Annotated in this window: 17 protein-coding genes; 5 read left to right on the forward strand and 12 right to left on the reverse strand. The window is 69.2% G+C overall.

Annotated elements, in window-relative coordinates; all coding sequences use genetic code 11:
- Positions 1–32: 32 nt before the first annotated feature.
- Complete coding sequence (locus RIE08_03830) at positions 33–923, forward strand: mechanosensitive ion channel family protein (GenBank protein MEQ8716716.1); 891 nt, start codon at positions 33–35, stop codon at positions 921–923.
- Between the two features lie 5 nt (positions 924–928).
- Here the strand turns inward: RIE08_03830 and RIE08_03835 are convergent, their stop codons facing one another.
- From RIE08_03835 to RIE08_03850, 4 genes are read right to left on the reverse strand one after another with little or no spacing between them, the layout of a single operon-like run.
- Positions 929–1,429, reverse strand: coding sequence for a copper resistance protein CopC (locus RIE08_03835; protein ID MEQ8716717.1), 501 nt, complete (start codon positions 1,427–1,429; stop codon positions 929–931).
- 7 nt (positions 1,430–1,436) lie between these two features.
- The gene (locus RIE08_03840) at positions 1,437–2,111 is read right to left on the reverse strand and encodes a hypothetical protein (protein ID MEQ8716718.1); all 675 of its coding nucleotides are present in this window, start codon (positions 2,109–2,111) and stop codon (positions 1,437–1,439) included.
- 53 nt (positions 2,112–2,164) lie between these two features.
- The gene (locus RIE08_03845) at positions 2,165–2,695 is read right to left on the reverse strand and encodes a hypothetical protein (GenBank protein ID MEQ8716719.1); all 531 of its coding nucleotides are present in this window, start codon (positions 2,693–2,695) and stop codon (positions 2,165–2,167) included.
- Positions 2,696–2,752: 57 nt separating this feature from the next.
- Positions 2,753–4,264 (reverse strand): carboxypeptidase M32, encoded by a 1,512-nt coding sequence (locus tag RIE08_03850; GenBank protein MEQ8716720.1) that lies wholly within the window; start codon positions 4,262–4,264, stop codon positions 2,753–2,755.
- 100 nt (positions 4,265–4,364) lie between these two features.
- Here RIE08_03850 and cysS point away from each other — a divergent pair, with 100 nt between their 5' ends.
- The 4 genes from cysS (at position 4,365) to RIE08_03870 (ending at position 10,865) form a co-directional block, all read left to right on the forward strand.
- The gene (gene cysS / locus RIE08_03855; protein MEQ8716721.1) at positions 4,365–5,738 is read left to right on the forward strand and encodes a cysteine--tRNA ligase; all 1,374 of its coding nucleotides are present in this window, start codon (positions 4,365–4,367) and stop codon (positions 5,736–5,738) included.
- 38 nt (positions 5,739–5,776) lie between these two features.
- Positions 5,777–6,814, forward strand: a complete 1,038-nt coding sequence (locus tag RIE08_03860; protein MEQ8716722.1) for an aminoglycoside phosphotransferase family protein — start codon at positions 5,777–5,779, stop codon at positions 6,812–6,814.
- Between the two features lie 39 nt (positions 6,815–6,853).
- The gene (locus RIE08_03865) at positions 6,854–8,953 is read left to right on the forward strand and encodes a prolyl oligopeptidase family serine peptidase (GenBank protein ID MEQ8716723.1); all 2,100 of its coding nucleotides are present in this window, start codon (positions 6,854–6,856) and stop codon (positions 8,951–8,953) included.
- A 148-nt stretch (positions 8,954–9,101) separates the two neighbouring features.
- Positions 9,102–10,865 (forward strand): ATP-binding protein, encoded by a 1,764-nt coding sequence (locus RIE08_03870; protein MEQ8716724.1) that lies wholly within the window; start codon positions 9,102–9,104, stop codon positions 10,863–10,865.
- A gap of 215 nt (positions 10,866–11,080) precedes the next feature.
- Here the strand turns inward: RIE08_03870 and RIE08_03875 are convergent, their stop codons facing one another.
- The 8 genes from RIE08_03875 to RIE08_03910 all read right to left on the reverse strand — a co-directional run bounded on the left by RIE08_03875 (position 11,081) and on the right by RIE08_03910 (position 19,522).
- Complete coding sequence (locus tag RIE08_03875) at positions 11,081–12,040, reverse strand: transglutaminase family protein (protein ID MEQ8716725.1); 960 nt, start codon at positions 12,038–12,040, stop codon at positions 11,081–11,083.
- 1 nt (position 12,041) lies between these two features.
- Entirely contained in the window at positions 12,042–13,007 is a 966-nt protein-coding gene (locus RIE08_03880; GenBank protein ID MEQ8716726.1) for an alpha-E domain-containing protein, read from the reverse strand.
- Positions 13,007–14,497 (reverse strand): circularly permuted type 2 ATP-grasp protein, encoded by a 1,491-nt coding sequence (locus RIE08_03885; GenBank protein MEQ8716727.1) that lies wholly within the window; start codon positions 14,495–14,497, stop codon positions 13,007–13,009. The genes RIE08_03880 and RIE08_03885 overlap by 1 nt, the downstream gene beginning before the upstream one ends.
- A gap of 102 nt (positions 14,498–14,599) precedes the next feature.
- Complete coding sequence (locus tag RIE08_03890) at positions 14,600–15,619, reverse strand: glycine betaine ABC transporter substrate-binding protein (GenBank protein MEQ8716728.1); 1,020 nt, start codon at positions 15,617–15,619, stop codon at positions 14,600–14,602.
- The gene (locus RIE08_03895; protein ID MEQ8716729.1) at positions 15,616–16,422 is read right to left on the reverse strand and encodes an ABC transporter permease; all 807 of its coding nucleotides are present in this window, start codon (positions 16,420–16,422) and stop codon (positions 15,616–15,618) included. The genes RIE08_03890 and RIE08_03895 overlap by 4 nt, the downstream gene beginning before the upstream one ends.
- Positions 16,419–17,108: an ABC transporter permease gene (locus RIE08_03900; GenBank protein MEQ8716730.1), complete on the reverse strand. Its 690-nt coding sequence runs from the start codon at positions 17,106–17,108 to the stop codon at positions 16,419–16,421. Before RIE08_03900 ends, RIE08_03895 begins: the two co-directional genes overlap by 4 nt.
- The gene (locus tag RIE08_03905; GenBank protein MEQ8716731.1) at positions 17,105–18,253 is read right to left on the reverse strand and encodes an ABC transporter ATP-binding protein; all 1,149 of its coding nucleotides are present in this window, start codon (positions 18,251–18,253) and stop codon (positions 17,105–17,107) included. Before RIE08_03905 ends, RIE08_03900 begins: the two co-directional genes overlap by 4 nt.
- Before the next feature lie 93 nt (positions 18,254–18,346).
- Positions 18,347–19,522, reverse strand: coding sequence for an MFS transporter (locus tag RIE08_03910; GenBank protein ID MEQ8716732.1), 1,176 nt, complete (start codon positions 19,520–19,522; stop codon positions 18,347–18,349).
- Between the last annotated feature and the right edge of the window lie 27 nt (positions 19,523–19,549).

The following is a 19,549-nucleotide window of genomic DNA, read 5'->3' on the forward strand; positions in this document are numbered from 1 at the left end:
CCCGCCGATGCCCGCAGCCCGCAGGAACCCGCATGCGAACCATCGCAGCCATACTCGAGAGAGCCCAGGACGTCGTCGACGTCGATTCGCTGGGCGACGCCATCGACACCGACGGCCTCACCGCCTGGGACTGGGGCACCGCCGGGATCATCATGGCGGTCGCGATCGTTCTGTCTCCGATCGTGCGACGCATCGTGGTCTCCGTCTTCGAGCGCTCCGGAAGCGACCCGCTGATCGCGAACCTGGTAGGGCGCCTGTCCGTCTACACGACGATCCTCGTCGGACTCGTGTACGCCCTCGAGGAACTCGGCGTGGCCATCGGACCGGTCCTCGGCGCACTCGGCATCGCCGGTATCGCGGTCGCGTTCGCTCTCCAGGACATCCTCGCCAACTTCGTCGGCGGTGTGATCATCCAGCTCCGGCGGCCCTTCACAACCGGCGACGAGATCTCCTCCGGCGGGCACATCGGCACCGTCGTGTCGGTCGACGCCCGTTCGGTGATGATCCGCACACTCGACGGCGAGATCGTCCACATCCCGAGCTCCATGGTCATCAAGGAGCCGCTCGTCAACTACACCGCCGAGTCGCAGCGTCGCACGACTCTGATGGTCGGTGTGGCCTACGACACCGACCTGACCCGGGCCGAGGAGGTCCTCCTCGAGGCCACCACGTCGGTCGCGGGGGTACGCAACCGGCCCGCCCCCCAGGCTCTCGTCGAACAGTTCGGCGAGTCGAGCATCGACTTCGCCGTGCGCTTCTGGCACGACGCGCACATCGGCGACATGTGGAAGATCCGTCACGAGGTCGCGACCGCGGTGAAGCGCGGACTCGACGACGCCGCGATCACGATCCCGTTTCCTCAGCGTGTCCACTGGTTCGGCGCGGAGTCGGCCGATCGCGGGGACGAGGCGGATTCCCCGTAGTCGGTTCAGGCCCTGCGACGCCGGCCGGTACGGCGCATGAGGGCGAGGAAGCCGGCGCCGCCGACACCCACGATGCCGACGGCGATCACCGCCGTGAGCCAGCCCGGCGCGCCGGATCCGCCGTCGTCGAGCGGCGGCGCGTCCGGGTCGAAGGTGAAGGCGTAGGCCGCCTCCTGGCCGTCACCGTCGAACGACCGGACCCGCCAGGTGACGACGTGCTCGCCCGGTTGGTCCAGCGCCGCCATGTCGAAACGGACCAGCAGGTCGTCGACGATCTCGGTGGTGCCGGAGATGCTCGATCCGTCCGGCGACTCGACGGAGACGACCGCGGCGGACACCGGCGTGAGGAAACGGATCTCCACGCGGTCCACGACGCCGCCGACGTCCTGACCGGGCGCGGGTGAGAACTCATCGACCTCGGAATGAGCGGCGGCGGGCGCGACGAACACCATGACCACGAGGCCGAGAGCCCCGAGTGCGCTCGCCACGACCCGTCGCCACGTCATCGCACGATCACCCGAAGTCCACGCAGGCGATCTTGTTGTCGAGGAGGTCGACGGGGTGGACCACGAACGCCACGGCGTCGTCACCGGCCACCATGTCGTTCTCGGCGGTCATGAAGCCGCGCCCTTCCTCGTCGGCAGTGAAGGCCAGGTGGATCTCGTTGGGCGGCATGTCGCTGCCGTCGGGATCGAACCTGTAGTGCGGCCCGCCGTTGTCCGCACAGGGCTCCGCGTGGACGTGGGAGATGTAGTCCTCACCGGGGATCAGGCCGAAGACCTCGGTGGTGACGGTCGTTCCGCCGTCGTGGCGGGCCAGCTGAGCCGTCCCGGTCACGTCGTCGTAGCCGTCCGGTCGGGTGTCGAGCAGGACGAAAGAGCCCTCGACGACCTCCGCTCCGGCGACCTCACTCGCGGGCGTGGCGTCAGGATCTCCCATGTTCATGTCCATGCCGTCGCCCATGTCCATGTCGTCGCCGCCTTCGGCGGACCCACCATCATCCATCGCCATGTCGCCGTCGTCGGCGGACCCACCATCATCCATCGCCATGTCGCCGCCGTCGGCTGACCCACCATCTTCGGATGTGCCCACCTCGTCGTCATCGTCGCCGCACGCGGCGGCGATCAGGGCGAACGCGAAGAGCACGGCCAGGACGCGCGCCAGGCGCGCCGGTTTCTTCGATCTCATCTGTTTTCCTCTCCATCGTCGTCTCGGGCATCGCGGCGTCCGCCGCGATCTGCTCACACCACGACGATGCGGGGCGGACCACGGGGCGGGCCGGGGCGGGCCACCAGCCGCGCGATCGGGCGCAGCGACACGACCGGCGGAGGCGACGCGGCGCAGACCGGTGCACGGAACCGTCGTCGGGCCAGACGGGCGACGACCACCTCCGCCAGACGGAAGAGGCGGGCGAGAAGCCACGCCACCGGCAACTGCGCGGCCAGTCCGAGCAGCACCGCCGGTGAGGCGAGGCCGCCCGGGTCCAAAGCACCGAGAGTGTGCTCGGTGACCTCGATCAGCGTGTAGATGACCACCTGCGCGACTGCGAGTCCCGCCAGGGTGGGGTGCTGACCGCTCCGGCGCAGTGAGCTGACGGCACCGACGGCGAGCGCTCCACCTGCGAGAAGCGTCGCCAGCGGCGCGACGACAGCCATATAGGTGTGACCGACCGGCGTAACGGCGCCGTAGCCGAGACCGTGGCCGATGATCGCGCCTGCGCCGGCGAGTGGAAGTACGAGCGCGAGGTTCCCGCGTCGCTTCGGGGTCGCCATACGTCGCGATGATGTCACGCCAGTCCGGCTGTGGGTCATCGCGCCCGCACGGCCCGCTCAGACCTCGATGCCGTAGACCGCGGTCACCCGGGCCCGCAGATGCCCCACCAGGTCGTCGGCAGCGAGCTCGCGGCCGGTGGCCCGGACCATCAGGTCGCTCGCGTCGACCAGCGATGCCGAGGAGTGCACGTTCTCCCGCAACCACCCCAGAAGAGGCGCGAAGTCCCCCGACGCGAACATCTCGTCGACGTCGCCGATCGCGCGTCGAGCGGCTTCGAACAGTTGAGCCGCCGCCAGGTTGCCGAGCGTGTAGGTGGGGAAGTAGCCGAACGCCCCCATGGACCAGTGGATGTCCTGAAGGACGCCGTCGGCCACATCCGGGGACCGGATGCCGAGCATCTCGTCGTACATGTCGTCCCATGCGCCGGGAAGGTCGTCGACAGCGAGGTCACCCGACATCAACGCCCGTTCCAACTCGAAGCGGGCCATGATGTGGAGGTTGTAGGTGGCCTCGTCGGCCTCGACGCGGATCAGGCTCGGCTTCACCACGTTCAGAGCCCGCCAGAGGTCCTCGGCGGAGTGGCCGGCGGCATCGGGGAATGCGACCACGAAACGGGGATGCATCCATCGCACCGTGCTCAGACGTCTCCCCACGAGGTTCTCCCAGAGCCTGGACTGGGACTCGTGGATGCCCAGCGACACGGCGCTGCCGGCGGGTGTGCCCTCGAGGTCCTCGGGCAGTCCCATCTCGTAGAGGGCGTGGCCCGCCTCATGGATGGCCGAATAGATGGCCATCCGGACGTCGTCGGGCGCGGCCCTCCACGTCACGCGCACGTCGCGGGTGCCGAAGCTGATGGAGAAGGGATGGGCCGCCGGGTCGAGGCGACCGCGCGAGAACTCGTATCCCAGGCCGGCGATCACATCCTCTGCGAGGGCCTTCTGGGCGTCGACGTCGAAACCACCCGTGACGGGCGACAGGTCGATCTCGACGCCCGAGTCGGCGACAGCAGCCACGATCGGAACCAGTTGCTCGCGCAGCGCTGCGAAGACGGGTGCGATGTCGGCCTCGGTGGCGCCCGGTTCGTAGAGGTCGATCAGGGCGTCGTAGCGCCGCAGGGCGAGGCCCGCGGCGACGTAGGCGTCGGCCACGTCGGTGGCGACGGCGAGACTCTCGACCAACTCGTCGCGGAAGACCGAGAAGTCATTTTCGGCCCGGGCCTTCTGCCACGCGGCCTGCGCCCGACTCTGGACCTCGGCCTGACGACGTGCCAGATCCCCGGGCACCGCGCGGGCCCGGTCGATCTCGCGTCGGACGAGGCGCACCTGAGCGCCCATGACCGGGTCGGAACCCACGGCGTCCGCGGCTACCTCCAGCGCGTCGGACAAGGCCGGGTCGGTCATCCGCTCGTGGTGCATGCCGGCCAGCGCCGACAGGACCCGACCCCGGGCGGGCTGACCCTCCGGCGGCATCATCGTCTCCTGATCCCACGACAGCACCGCCGTGGCCGTGCCGAGGGCCGAGATGTCCCGCCAGCGCTCGAGGAGATCGGCACCCGTCGCGGTCGCCATGAGATCCAACGCTAGCGGCCGGGCCATCCGGCGACGCCGCCGGAACCGACACCACGACCTCGTTCCGCGGACGGCGGGCGGCTCACTAGGGTTGTCGCCCATGCTGAGGTTCACCGACACCCTGTCGGGACGCGTCGTCGAGTTCGAACCCGCGGTCGCCGGCCGCGTGTCGATCTACGCATGTGGCCCGACCGTCTACGACGTCCCCCACCTCGGCCACGCGCGCACCGCTCTCACCTACGACGTCGTCGCCCGGTACCTGCGTTGGCGTGGCTACGAGGTCACTCTCGTCGCCAACGTCACCGACATCGACGACAAGATCATCGCCCGGGCCCACGCCGAGGGCACGACCGAGGCCGACGTCGCCCGCCGTTACGAGGACGTCTACATCGCCGAGATGCGCCGCCTGGGGATCGCCGACCCCGACCACCGGCCCCACGCCACCGACTACGTCGACGAGATGATCGCCTTCGTCGAGAAACTCGTCGACGCAGGCGCCGCCTACGTCATCGAAGACGCGGGTGTCTACTTCGACGTCTCGGCCTACCCGGACTACGGACTCCTCGTCCACCGCAGCGCGGATGACCTGCGGGAAGGAGCGGGGGCCCGGGTCGACGTCGACGAGCACAAAAACAACCCACTCGACTTCGCACTCTGGAAGGCCGCCAAGCCCGGCGAACCCGCCTGGGACTCGCCGTGGATGCCGGGCCGGCCCGGATGGCACATCGAGTGCGTCGCCATGTCACTCGGCCTCCTCGGCGACGGTTTCGACATCCACGGCGGCGGCTCGGACCTGGTGTTCCCCCACCACGAGAACGAACGGGCGGAGTCCGAGGCCGCGGGTCACTCCTTCGCCCGCCACTGGCTGCACTCGGCGATGGTCAACATCGAGGGCGAGAAGATGGCCAAGTCGGCCGGGAACTTCGTCACGTTGGGCGACGTCCTCGACACCCACGACCCCCGGGCGCTGCGCGTCGCGATGCTCCAGACCCACTACCGCTCCACGATGGAGATCTCCGAGGCCGTGATGGCGTCGGCCACCGCGGCCGTCGAGCGACTCGACGCGTTCGAGCGCCGCCTCGGCGGCCTCTCTGCGGGGGCAGCCGGCGCCGACGACGAGGTGACCGCCCGCTTCACCGCGGCGATGGACGAGGACTTCGCCACACCCGCCGCTCTCGCCATCGTGTTCGAGACGGTCCGTGCCGGCCACAGCGCTCTCGACAGCGAGGACCGGGACGCAGCGGCCACCGCGCTCGCGACCGTCCGCGAGTTGTCGGGCGTTCTCGGCATCGAAGGCGGCTCCGGTGGAGCCGGGGGGGACGAGGAGGAGATCGAGGAGCTCGTCGCCGCCCGCCAGAAGGCCCGCGTCGAACGCGACTTCGCCGAGGCCGACCGGATCCGTGACGAACTCCACACCCGCGGCATCGAGGTCGAGGACACCCCCGACGGCTCCGTGTGGCACCGCACCGGTTGACCCACCGCCCACCGGCACTGCCCCGCTCCACCGGGGACGTGGACGCCACGTTCCTCTCCCGGGTCCTCGCTACGGGCCCCGATGCGCGGATCGACATCCATGGGACCGAGAACGGCACGACAGGACGGGTCCGTGCCACCGTGCGGGCTCCAGGGACCGAACCAACCGACGTGTTCGTGAAGGTTCCCTCCGGGCGTCGGCGGGCGCGCATGCTCGCCGAGATCCCCGCGTTGACCGCCGCCGAGGCGCGCTTCTACTCCCAACTCGGCGACGAGGTCCCCGACGCTCCCGCGCACCACTACGCCGCTCACGCCCGGGGCCGCTTCGCCATCGTGCTCGAAGATCTGACCGGCCGGTGCACGCTTCACGACGGCGGCCATCCCTGCACGCCGGCCGAGGCCGCGGCGGTCGTCGACGTCCTCGCGAGACTCCACGGGACGTTCTGGGACGATCCACGGCTCGAGTCACAGGGCTCCCTCGGCTGGCTCGGAAGCCTCCGTAGACGCGAGACGCGTCTGGGAGACCTCCTCGCGGTACCCCTGACCGAGCTCGGGCTCCGCCGCGCCGCGAACCTCATCCCACCGGAGCTTCGGTCGCCAGCCCGCCGCCACGCCCGACGCCGCCGGTCCCACATGGAGGTGCTCGCCGCCGGCCCGACAACTCTGGTCCACGCCGACTGCCATCCGGGGAACATCGCCTTCACCCGGCAGAGTCCTCCCGGAGCGGTGCTGTGCGACTGGCAGATGGTGAGAACGGGGTCGTGGGCCCGCGACGTCGCCTACTTCCTGGCGACGGGGCTCGACGCACGCGTACGCCGCTCCCACGGCATCGATCTGTTCGAGCGCTACCTGGAGGGCCTCGCCGCGGCCGGTGGCCCGGCTCTCGACCCGGCGCAGGCCGACATCGTGAGGCGCGCCCACACCGTCGTGGCGTTCGAGGCGATGGTGGTCACCATCGGCGTTGGAGGTCTCATGGGTGCCGAGGTGATCGAGGCCCTGGTGGCGCGCACGGCCCGGGCGGTCATCGACGACGACGCCTTCACAGCACTGTCCACGCTCGTGACGCACTGTAGGTAGCCTCGGCGCACCCGGTCCCCAACCCCCACGGACGAGCCCGTGCCCGACACCGTCGACGACCTCCCCCGTCGCCACGCCCGCAGCCAGCGATTCACCCTCGGGCGACCGCGGACCTTTCGAGTTGCCGCGGACGGGTCACGGGTGAGCTTTCTGCGGTCGAGCGCCGGCGACGATCCCGTGAACCGGCTGTGGGTGCTCGACGTGGACTCCGCCACCGAACGCGAGGTGGTCGACCCCGCGGGCCTCGGGACCGGTGACAGGGAGATCGCAGAGGCGGAACTGGCACGCCGTGAACGCGCCCGGGAATCCGCCGGCGGGATCGTCGGCTACGACACCGATCGTGACCTGTCGATCGCCGTGTTCGTGGCCGACGGCGCCATCCACCTCGCCGACCTCACCGACCAGGGGCGGCCGACCCGCCGCCTCGACACGATCGGTGCTCCCTTCGACCCGCGCCTGTCCCCGGATGGGAGCCGTGTGGCCTATGCCACGGGCAGCGATCTTGGTGTGACCACCACCGCCGGCAATTCGGCCTCCACGGTCGTCGCCAGGGCCGAGGATCCCGATGTCACCTGGGGCCGGGCCGAGTTCATCGCAGCGGAGGAGATGCGCCGTTTCCGCGGGTTCTGGTGGGCGCCGGACGGGTCATCGCTGCTCGCAACCCGAGTCGACACCACCGACGTCGCCCGATGGTGGATCTCATCGCCGGTCGAACCCTGGTCGGAGCCCCGTCCGGTCGCCTACCCCGCGGCCGGGACGGCCAACGCGCGCGTCGAACTCGTCGTCCTTCCCGTCCGACGAGGTGGATCCCCCGTCACCGTGGACTGGTCGGCCGGTGGCACCTGGGAGTACCTCGCCGACGTCTCGTGGACCGCCGGGTCCCTCCCGTTCGTCGTCGTGCAGTCGCGGGACCAGCGGACGCTCGCCGTCCTCGAGTTCGACGCCGAAACCGGCGCCACGCACGAGATCCACCGCCAACACGACGAGCACTGGGTGGAGATCGTCCCCGGGGCACCGTGCAGAGTCGGTGACCGCCTGGTGACCGTCGCCGACCGCGACGGCGCTCGCCGTATCCTGATCGACGGCGTGCCTGCGACACCCCCGGACCTCCAGGTCAGCGGGATCGTCGACGTCGACACGGACCGGATCCTCCTCACGGCGACCACCGACGCCACCGAGAGTCAGCTGTGGCGACTGGATGCGGACGGGTCCCTGCGTGAGCTCACCCAGGAGCCCGGGATCCACACCGCGGTCGCCCGGAGCACGATCTCGGTGGTCTCCGCCGCGTCGCTGGACCACGACGGTGCTGTGACCACGGTGTTCCGCGGCGAGGACGCCGTTGCGACGCTGCATGACCACTCGTGGTCACCCGGCGAACCGCCGTCCGTGACCCTGCTGCGGGTCGGGGAACGGGCCGTCAACACCGCTCTCGTGTTGCCGCGCGGTCACGACGGCACGACCAGGCTGCCCGTGCTCCTCGATCCCTACGGCGGGCCGCACGCCCTGCGGGTCCAGAAGGCCCGCGGCGCCTACACCGTCCCGCAGTGGTTCGCTGACCAGGGTTTCGCCGTCGTGATCGCCGACGGTCGCGGGACACCCGGTCGGGGGCCGGAGTTCGAGCGGGCGGTGCGCGGCGACCTCGCGGGGCCCGTCCTCGAGGACCAGGTGACGGCACTCCACGGAGTCGCCGAAGAGCACCCGTTCCTCGACCTGACCCGCGTGGCCATCCGCGGCTGGTCCTTCGGTGGGTACCTGGCAGCCCTGGCGGTGATCCGCAGGCCCGATGTGTTCCGGGCGGCCATCGCCGGCGCCCCCGTCACCGACTGGCGCCTCTATGACACCCACTACACCGAGCGCTATCTGGGCCACCCCGGAACCGAACCTCAGAACTACGCGCGGACCGACCTGTGCGCGGAGGCGGCGGGGCTGACACGGCCGCTGATGCTCGTGCACGGCCTCGCGGACGACAACGTCGTGGCGGCCCACACTCTCGCCCTGTCCCGCGCTCTGCTCGAGGCAGGTCGCCCCCACGAGGTACTCCCGCTGTCGGGCGTGACCCACATGACGCCCCAGGAGACCGTGGCGGAGAACCTGCTGCGGCTGCAGGTGGACTTCCTGCGGCGACACCTCGGCGGCTGAGTCCCGGCCCCGACGGCGCCTCGTGGGCTCAACACGACCCTGCCGGGATGGGTGCACTTCGGGCTCGGTGGCGCGTGAGGGTGAGTTTGAGTGAGTTTGGCGGAAATGGCCTCTGGCGGAATCCGCCAAACTCCGCCAAACTGTCGCAGTGCCCCTCTCCGCAACAGAACTTGACCGGGTCCTGGATCGCATTGCCGAAGGTGCTGTTCCCGCCACACTCGAGTCGAAGGAGCTCGACTTCAAGCGCCAGCCGGACAGCCGAGGCGATGCCATCAAGACGCTGGCGGACGCCGCGGCGTGCTTCGCGAACGCCGACGGTGGGACGGTCGTCATGGGGATCGCGAACTCCACGGCCGGTGTCGAGGCCTTCCGCGGGTGCGACTTGGACCCGCAGGTGTGCCAAAGAAGGATCTACGAGCTGACCGACCCGCCCCTGATGGTTGGTGCCAGGACGGTCCAGCGATCCGACGTCACGTTGCTGGTAGTCGATGTGCTGCGCAGCTTCGAGATCCACGCCGACAAGCAGGGCCGGTCCAGTCATCGGGTTGGTACCGACTGTCTCCCACTCTCGCCCCAGGAACATCGTCGGCTTCGTGAAGAACGTCTCGGGGTCGACTGGTCTGCACAGCCGTCCGAACTCCGAGTCGCCGACATCGCGCCTCGTGCACTCGAGTCGGCTCGGGAGGCGCTGCAGCGCTTCCCAGACGATCGGCGGCCGCTGGCGGCGCTCTCCGACGACGACCTCCTGAGCGCGCTCGGCGTGGTCGACTCGGATGGCCACCTCCTCCGGGCTGGTGAGGTCTTGTTCTGCGAACCGCCGGCCGACGAGTCGGTTGTCGTGTACCAGCACCGTCCGACACCTGGTGGCGAAACAGCACTGGTCGAGCGGATCAGTCTCCCCACGGTGCTCGCCTTCGAACGCACGATGGAGCTGGTGTGGGCGCGTCGCAACGTGACGCCGCTCAACCTCCCAGCCGGTCAGCAGCTCGAGATCAGCGACTTCCCCGAGGCCGCGGTCAGGGAGGCGCTGTCGAACGCCCTCTTGCATCGCGACTACCGATTGCCGGGCCCGGTCAACATCGAGCACTCGCCCACGTCATTCGTGGTCATCTCGCCGGGACCGCTCGTTGGCAGCGTGACGCCTGAGAACATCCTCACCCACGCATCGACGCCCCGGAATCCGGCGTTGGCGAAGGCCTCGCGACTGCTTCGGCTTGCGGAAGAGACGGGTCGGGGCGTCGACCGAATGGTTCGGGAGATGATTCGGATCGGGCACGACCCGCCAGTGATCGAAGAGGGGATCGACTTCGTACGAGTGGCGCTCTCCGGTGGCGCACCGCGAAGTTCCATCGTCAGGTACGTCGCGGACCTCGGCCCTGAGGAGCGCGACGACACCGACGCGATGCTGATCCTCTTCACCCTCTGCCAACAGAGAACGATCACGGCTGAGCAGATCGCGCCGGTGCTGCAGAAGGCTGAGCCGGAAGCCGAGAACATCCTTCGGCGGCTGTCCCAAGAGCGCTCAGGGATGATCGAGCCAACTCGTGAATCGGGCTCGCGCCGCAAGGGCCAGTACCGCCTCCGGGCGGATGCGCTGAAGGCGCTTGGCACCGCTGTTCGCTACCACCGGCGGACGGTCGACGAGATCGACCGCAAGGTGATTGCCCATCTGCACGAATACGGGAAGATCACCAACCGGACTCTGCAGAACCTGTTCGACATCGACGTCTATCGGGCTCGGGACATCCTTGCCGACCTCCAACAGCGTGAGATGATCGTCCGGGTGTCGGAGGCGAAGCGAGGGCCCAGCGTCGAGTACGGGCCAGGGCCGAAGCTTCCCCGAAGACGCAGGAGCCGGTCGGGCACCGACAGCTCCAAGCCGGCCAGTCCCGACGACGAGCGGCTCTTCTAGGCCGAGCTCACGCCTGCTCCGATCTGGGAAACCGACCCGATCTCGGCGTCGGATCTGGGGGATCGCCGACGATCTGTACGTCGACATCGCCTTCATGCCGCTGTGCGATGGCGCCGGCGAGCCGTCACCAAGCAGTCACCCCCGGACACCGATTTGTGAAGGTCAGACCTCAGTTTCGCGCGAAACCGCAGGTCCGCCAGACCGCTGGGACAGATCTACTGCTGCTGCTGCTGTTGCTGCTGCTGCTCGTAGCGTTCGCGGAAGCGAGCCTGGGCCGCCGTCTCCTCACGCCGACTGGCCGCCGAGTGGGCGATGAACTCCCGGGCGCTGCGACGGATCTCGACCCCGGCCGTCACATCGGAGTCCACGTCCCCGGCGTACACGCCCCGCATCGGAGGGACGTCGTCATAGTCGCGTCCGTGGCCGATCTTCACATGACGGGCGCCGACGTCGAGCCCGTTGGTCGGATCCAGAGCCAACCACCCCGAACCCGGCACGGCCGCCTCGAACCACGCATGCGTCTCGACCACCACGGTCATGTCGGTCGTGTCCTCACCGGTCGAGTCATCCGCGGTGAACAGGTAGCCCGAGACGTAGCGCGCGGGGATTCCCGCACGACGACAGGCCGCAACCGCCAGGTGGGCGTAGTCCTGACAGACGCCCTGCCCCCGTTCCAGAACCTCGTCGAGGTCGATGCCCACGTGGGTGGTACCCGATGCGTACTCGATGGCGGCGTGCGTGGAGTCCGATACCGAACGCACATGGCTGACCACGTCGCCACCACCGAGACCGTCGGCAAAATCGGCGAGCCTCGACCCGCCCTCGGTGTGGGGTGAGACGTCGAGGTAGTCGAGGTGTTCCTCGACGAAGACCTCGTCGGTCAACGCGCTCAACGGCACCGCGGGCGGGCGGTCGACCGGCCGGTCACTGGTGATGACCGTCGCTTCCGCGATGATGTCGAGGCGCTCGTGCGGTGGGCGGACACCGAACGTGTCGACCCGGGTCCCCCAGTAGTCGAAGTGGTGCGCGCTGCGTGAACCCGGCACCGATGACAGCCGGAAAGCGATCACCTGCTGATACTCGTCGTTCGCGGGACAGGCCCGCAGCTCGTTGTAGGACTCCCTCACGACGTCCGCGTAGACGAGGGTCGTGTGGAAGACGATGTCGAAACGCATGTCAGCGCCCTCCCGGGAAGACCTGCTGTGCGTGGAGCGGTTCGCCCCCGGCGAGCAGGAAGAACTCCGCGGCGATCGCCGCGGTGGCGTCACGTATCTGGTCCTCGATCTGGTCGAGGTTGGCTGGCAGGTCCCGACAGATCTCGGCCGAATCGCCCCAGGCGAGGCCCGAACCGAGTTGACCGAGAACTCTCTGTGAGCGCAGCGGTCCCGCTGACCCGGGTCGCTGCGCGAGGGTCGCCAACTGCTCCGCGGCGTGCTCGATGCAGAACCGGACGCTCCGCGGGAAGTCGGCCGACTGCAACAGGAACGTCGCGAGGTCATCGACGTCAGAGGAGAAGTGGTGGACCCGGCGGAATGCCTGGAGCCCGGAGGCCGCCCGCAGGATCAGGCCGATATCGCCGAAACCGCCGACGACGCTGCGCTCGTGGACCGACATCAGTCGACACGACATGAGTGCCCGTTCCAACCAGGCACCGACGAGGAAGAACCGGTGGCCCTCGTCGCGCAACATGGCGTCGTGGACGATTCCCGAGAGCGTCTGGATCCGGGTGCGGACGAGGGCATAGAGCTCGAAGGGCCGTAGGCGCAGATCCTTGGCCAGATCCCGGTTGGCGAGCTCGAGATAGAAGGCGTTGGCGCTGCGCCACAGCTCGAGGGGAAGCTGCTCCCGTACGGCCCGGAAGTTCTCGCGCACGGATCCGACCGCATAGACGATCGAGCCCGGGTTCGTCTCACCCCACACGAGGAACGCCGGGACCGTCGTCGCGTCGGCCCGCTCGCCGGTCTCGGCGAAGGCGTCCTCCAGGTGCAGGACGTCGAGAAGGCCGCCCCACAGCGTGGCGGATGTCCCGGCGCGGGCCTGCAGTGACCACTGGTAGCTGACATCGAGGATCCGGGCGGTGTCTTCGGCCCGCACGGAGTAGCGGCCGGCCCAGAACAGGTTCTCCGCGTGACGCGACAGCATCAGCGCCTCGCCTTCTCGTCGGCACGAAGGTCTGCGATCTCCGCATCGGACATGAGTACCCAGGTGTCCTTGGACCCTCCGCCCTGGGAGGAGTTCACCACCAGTGAGCCCTCCGGGAGCGCGACCCGCGTGAGCCCGCCCGGAACCACCTCCACCTTGTCACCCGTGAGGATGAAGGGCCGCAGGTCGAGATGGCGGCCGGCGCAACCACCGTCGACGAGCGTGGGGGACCGCGACAGGGAGACGACCTCCTGGGCTATCCAGTTGCGGGGATCGGCGGTGATGTCGGCGGCCGCCTTGGCCAGTTCGGCGTCGCTGGCCTGTGGGCCGATCACGATGCCGTAACCGCCCGACTCGGCGACCGGCTTGACGACCAGTTCGTCCAGTCTGGCGAGCACGGCCTCACGCTGGTCTTCGTCCCAGAGGAGATAGGTGTCGACGTTGGCGATCACCGGCTCTTCGTCGAGGTAGTAGCGGATCAGGTCCGGAACGAAGGGATAGACGGCCTTGTCGTCGGCGACTCCGTTGCCGACCGCGTTCGCAAGGGTGACGTTTCCGGCGCGTGCCGCGCTCATGATCCCCGGGACGCCGAGCATCGACGACTTCTCGAAGACCACCGGGTCGAGGAACTCGTCGTCGATCCGGCGGTAGACGACATCGACGCGTTCGAGACCGGAGGTCGTGCGCATCGCCACGACGTGGTCGTCGACGATGAGGTCCCGCCCTTCGACGAGCTGCACCCCCATCTGCTGCGCGAGGAAGGCGTGCTCGAAGTAGGCCGAGTTGTACACCCCGGGGGTGAGCACGACGACGGTGGGCGAGTCGCCTGCCGATGGCGGTGCGACGCTGCGCAGCGAGTCGAGCAGCATCCGGCCGTAGTCGTCGACGGGTCGCACGTCGTGGCGGGCGAAGACACCCGGGATCACCTTCGTCATGACCGCACGGTTCTCCAGAACGTAGGAGATACCGCTTGGGTTCCGGACGTTGTCCTCGAGAACGCGGAACTCGCCGGCACCGTCGCGGACGATGTCGACGCCCGAGACGAGACAGCGGGCGCCGAGTGGGGCGGCCAGGCCCATGGCCTCACGGCGGAACCCGTCCGACGACATCACGAGCCACCGTGGGACGATCCCGTCGTTGACGGCAGCCTGCTCGCCCACGTAGAGGTCCTCGAGGAACCGGTTGAGAGCCGTGACCCTTTGAGCGAGACCCCGTTCGAGGACGTCCCACTCCGACGCGGTGATGATCCGCGGGATCAGGTCCATCGGCCATGTGCGCTCTATCCCGGACTGTTCGCCGTAGACGGTGAAGGTGATGCCCTGGGTGCGGAAGAAGTCGTCACGAGACCGCGAACGCCGTCCGAGCTCGGCATCGCTCAGCTGCGAGAACCATCGGACCAGCGCCTCGTAGGTCGGGCGGACGACCCCGTCCGCGGAGAACGCCTCGTCGAAGAATCCATCACAGCGGTAGTCGTCGAAGAGCGTGGTCATGTCGACCCGACCCTACCGGCGCGACCGGGGCGGGGCCGAAAGTTCGGCCCCGCCCCGTCAGATCGGCGTCAGCTTCGCAGCGGATCGCCACGAAGCGTCGGATCAGTTGAAGGTCAGCCCGTAGACGTCGGTGAGGCCGATGAGGCAGAACTCGCGCTCGGGGCATTCGGGCGGCCCGCCGAACACGAGAACGTCGGAGACACCCGCGAGGTCAGACGTGGTCGAGAGCCCGTAGGTCTGTGCGGTCTCCGCGGTCACGACGATGCCGTTGCGGTCCTCCGCGGGAGCCGGATCCAGCACGGTCACGCCCGAGCCCTCGATGATGGTGCGCAACTGCGCGGCGGCCTCGGCGGCGTCGGCCGGGACCGTCGCTTCGGCGTCGTTGAAGATCGTGTACGTCCCGACGTACTCGGGATAGAGGTCGATCTCACCGGAGGTGAGGGCGGGCGCCACGACCTCGCGGGCACCCATCTGGAAGGTGCGGGAGATGTCGGCTCCGGCGGACTCGAGAGCCTGGGCGTAGAGCTCGGCCACGATCTCCTGCTCGAAGAAGTTGGTCGAACCGACGTTCAGCGATGCATCGACGGGGTCACCGCTCCAGGGGACGATGCCGTTGTCGGCGAGCCATGTGGCGGCGGCCTCGTCGGGGTCGATCAGGTCCTGGGTGACCTGGCGGTTCAGCTCGGTGAGCTCGGCTGTGGTCAGCGGGGCCGAGACCGCGTTGAGCACGGCTGCGACCTCGGGGGTCACCGCGTCGGTGCGAATCGCCGGGATGAGATTCTCGATCTGCTGGAGGCCGAGATCGTCGTCGAGCAGGACCCAGCCGTTGGCTGCGATGTCCGCGTCCGAGGTGAACAGGAGCGCGACGTCGATGTCGCCGTCGGCGAGCGCCTGCTTGGTGATGGGTCCGCCCACGTCGAGCGGGACGAACTCCAACACTCCGGTCACTTCGGCTGCACCATCATCCGCGGCAGCACCATCATCCGCGGCAGCACCGTCATCGAAGGCAGCACCATCATCCGCGGCAGCCGTGTCGTCATCGTCGTCACCGCATGCGGCTGCGATGAGGGCCAACGTCAGCACGAGCGCGAGCAACTTGGTGAACTTGGGGATTCGCGTCATTGGGGGTTCCTCTCCTTGTGCGCGGCCTTCATGGGTATCGGGTCCGGAGCGATTTCCGACGCTCGGTCTTCGCTCTGCGTCGAGGCGCGACGCCGTCGCGGCCCACCGCTGCGACGCACACCCGCAGGCACCAACAGGCGCCCTGCGGCGGCGAAGAACACCTCTGCGGCGATGACGAGGACCGCGAGCACGAGCGCCCCGGCCACCAACTCGCCGTCGTCCTGTTGCGCGAGCCCGTCGACGACCAGGCGGCCGAGACCGCCGAAACCGAAGACGGCGACGAACGCAGCGGTGGCGAGAACCTGCACCACGGCGATCCTCAGGCCGCTGATCACGAGCGGCAACGCCACGGGGAACTCGACGCGCAGAGCGCGGTCACGACCCCTGTAGCCCATTCCGCGGGCCGCATCCCGCACGCCGTCGGGCACCTCGGCCATCCCCGTGTAGGTGTTGATCAGGATCGGCGGGATCGCCAGGGCCACGAGCGCGACCAGGCCCACCACCGGCCCGACGACGGGCAGTTCGTCACGCCCCCAGAGCTGTTGCGCCAGAGCCATCAGACCGAACGTCGGCACGGCCCGCCCGATGTTGCCCACATTGATCGCGGCGGTTCCGAACCGGCGGAGGTGGCCGAGCCAGATTCCGAGCGGCAGCGCCACGATCGTGGCGATGACCACCGCGCCGAGGGAGTAGCGGAGGTGCTCGGCGACGCGCGCGAGGATTCCGAGCCGACCCCACCAGTTGTCGGCCGTCGTGAGGAAGTCGAACGTGTCGGACACGAACGCGAGCGTGGGAGCGGTCACGGAGCGGCCCTCCGCCTCGTCCAGGGCGTGACGAGACGCTGGAAGAGTGCGAGGAGGAGATCGGCCACGATCGCCAGCGCGACGGACCCGATCACTCCCACCATGATCTGGGTCCGGAAGCCGCCGAGCGTGCGACCGAGCCCGCGGATGATGAGCTGACCGAAGCTGTCGAGTCCGATGATCGCAGTCACCGTCACGAGACCGACCGTGGTGACGGTCGCGATGCGCACGCCTGAGATGATGGCCGGCAGGGCGAGCGGCAGTTCGACGCGCCACCTTCGCATACGAGGCGTGTAGCCCATTCCGTCCGCGGCTTCGCGGACATGGTCCGGCACGGCGTCGAGGCCGTCGACGATGTTGCGGATGAGGATCAGCAGCGTGTAGCTGACCAGGGGGATGAGCGCGGTCGTGCGGTTGACGCCGGTGATCGGCACGAGAAAGGCGAGCAGCGCCAGCGAGGGGATGGTGTAGAGGAAGCCCGCGACGCCCAGCACTGGCGGCAGCAGCCACCGCCGTTCCACCGCGAAGAGCGCCACCGGCAGCGACACGAGCAGTCCGAGCCCCACCGCCAGCACGGTGAGGATCACGTGCTCACGCGCTGCGCTGTAGATGACGTCGGTGTTGTCGCCGACCCAGGACCAGTCCATCCACGAGTCGACGTCGTAGCGGGGTTGGGCGAGGATCACGAAAGCGCGCCCACCCGGACGCTCTCGAGGGTGAGCATGCCGACATAGCGGCCGGCGTCGATGACGACGGCGACCTCGATGTGCGACGACACGATCGCGTCGAGTGCGTCCCGCAATGTTGTCGAGCCGTCGATCACGGAGCGGAACTCCCGGGCATCGGCGTCGCCGGCGCGTGCGCAGCCGTTCAAATCGGCCGCGCCGACCCAGCCGAGGATCCGCTCACCGGACAGGACGCCGACCCAGTCCGTGCGATGTTCGGCCATCACGGCGCGCGCCCGGTCCACGGACGCGCCCTCGTCGACGACGGGGCCGCGGCCCACCTCGATGTCGTCCACGATGACGAGAGACAGACGCTTCAGCGCCCGGTCCTGACCCAGGAAGTCCTCGACGAAGGCGTTGGCGGGATTCCTCAGCATCTCGGCCGGTGGGGCGTACTGCTCGAGCACGCCCCCGACGTTCAACAAGGCGATGCGGTCGCCCACCTTGATCGCCTCGTCGATGTCGTGGGTCACGAGAACGATGGTCTTGCCGACCCGGGACTGCAGATCCAACAGCTCGTCCTGGAGTCGTGTCCTCACGATGGGGTCCACGGCGCTGTAGGGCTCGTCCATCAACAGGACCGGGGGATCCGCAGCGAGCGCCCGGGCGACGCCGACGCGCTGCTGTTGCCCACCTGACAGCTCCGGCGGGTACCGCCCCAACAGCTCGCTGTCGAGCCCGACGACCTCGACCAGTTCCTCGACGCGGTCCCGGATCTGTTCCTTCGACCAGCCGAGCAGGCGCGGAACCGTCGCGATGTTCGCTGCAATGGTCAAGTGCGGGAACAGCCCGGTCTGTTGGATCACGTATCCGATGTGGCGACGCAGCTCGTGAGCGGGCAGGGAGCGCGCATCGACGCCGCCGATGGTGATCGTGCCCGCCGACGGCTCCACGAGGCGGTTGATCATCTTGAGCGTCGTCGTCTTCCCACAGCCGGAGGGACCCACGAGCACGACGATCGATCCGGGAGTCACCTCGAGATCCAGAGACGACACCGCGGGCGAGGACGAGCCCGGGAACGTCTTCGACAGTCCGGTGAGCTCGATACCCACAGCGGACGAGTCGAACAGAGAGCGGGTTGGGGCGTTGGCCCGTTCACGTCGCATCGGATCCCACCTCCTCGGTGGACTGCCGAGGGTAGTCGGCGGTCGGGCCAGGACGCGGGGTCGTCCGCGACCGGGCCCCGATGCCGGACGCGTTCACCCCGAGGTTGCGACGGCGGTCACACTTCCCGGAGAACCCGACGGCCGCGCGAGCAACAGCCCGGCTGCAGCAGCCACGGCTGCCACGACGACCGCGGAGACGATGAAGACGGGTCGGGCCCCCCCTGCGGCGTAGGCCGGAGCCGCGAGCGCTCCGGCGAGTCCCGCCACTGCGAGCGAGACACCGCCGACGAGCCCCTGGCCGGCCACCTGGTCCTCGTCGGGGGCGGCGCGTGCGACTGCGGCGGCGACGGCCGGGAAGCCGACGGCTGTCATCGCCGCCTCCCCGACTCCGAGTGCGACGAGGATCCACGGCTCACGCACGAGGCCGTACAGAAGGAGCATCGGGGTGGTCGCGGCGGCTGCGACGAGCGCGGCGCGATCCGGGCCGAATCGGTCGGCGAGACGTCCGCCGAAGGGGGCGAGGACCATGAAGGGTGCCGCGTAGACGGCCAACGAGACCCCGATGAACGTCGTCGACACGCCGAGATCCGTGAGGTACCGGGCCCAGAGAGCGTCGTAGATCCCCTCGGGAGCGAAGAGGGCGACACCGAGGAGCGTCGCGACGATGAGCGGGCGACGGCGCACGAGGCGGCGCACCTGGCCGCGGGCCACGACCGCCGCCTCGGCCTCGGGTACCGGAACGACGAGGACGAACGGGATGACTGCGACGACGGCCACCGCGACGATCGCGAAGGCGGCGTTCAGGGAGCCGGCGTCGGCGAGAAGCCCGCCGACCAGAGGTCCGACGACGACCCCGGCGAGCTGCGCACTCGTGAGCAGGCCCACCGTGGCGCCCGCCCGTTCCCGCCCGGCACGGCCTGCGAGTCCCTTCACGATCGGATCCCACACACCGAAGGCGAGGCCGCCCAGGACCCGCGCCGCGATCATCTGGGCGAGTCCGTCGCCGTAGGCGAACCAGACGAGGGATCCCGTCGACGCGAGCAACGCCCCCACCAACAGGTGCTTGGCCTGACCGCGATCGGCGTGGCGGGCGAGGCCGAGTTGGCCCACCAGAGCCGCGACGAAGAACGAACCGGCGACGAGACCCAGGGAGCTCGTCGGGAGGCCGCGCTCGTCCTGGAGCTCGGCGAGGAGCGTGAACACCATGGATCCGCCGACGCCGAGCACGAACGAGCCGGCACCGAGCACCGTGAGGAGTCGTCGGTTCACCGGGCCAGTCTGGCCGTACCGGGTTCT

This window comes from Acidimicrobiales bacterium (assembly GCA_040219085.1).
Taxonomy (GTDB): domain Bacteria; phylum Actinomycetota; class Acidimicrobiia; order Acidimicrobiales; family JAVJTC01; genus JAVJTC01.